The organism is Acetobacter fabarum (assembly GCF_040702925.2).
Classification (GTDB): domain Bacteria; phylum Pseudomonadota; class Alphaproteobacteria; order Acetobacterales; family Acetobacteraceae; genus Acetobacter; species Acetobacter fabarum_B.
Genome location: NZ_JBFCXX020000121.1, coordinates 1 through 238, shown reverse-complemented (window position 1 = coordinate 238; position 238 = coordinate 1). Strand labels below are relative to the sequence as shown.

Genomic DNA, 238 nt, shown 5'->3' with positions numbered 1-238 from the left:
CTGAGCAAGGAGTTCGGGATCAACCCGGAAACAGTTGCAAAATGGCGCAATCGCCAGACTGTCGAAGATCAGAACACCGGCCCTGAAGAGCCACGATCAACGAGCTTGACAGAAACCGAAGAAGCCATGGCAGTCGCTTTTTGCTGGCATACTTTACTGCCGCTGGATGACTGCCTTTATGCCCTGCAGGCCAGCATTCCTCATCTGACATGCTCGGCCCTGCATCGCTGCTTTCAGC

1 pseudogene is annotated in these 238 nt (G+C 54.6%); it reads left to right on the top strand.

Annotated elements, in window-relative coordinates:
* A pseudogene (locus tag AB2L51_RS15350) lies at positions 1–238 on the top strand (IS481 family transposase); the annotation flags it as partial.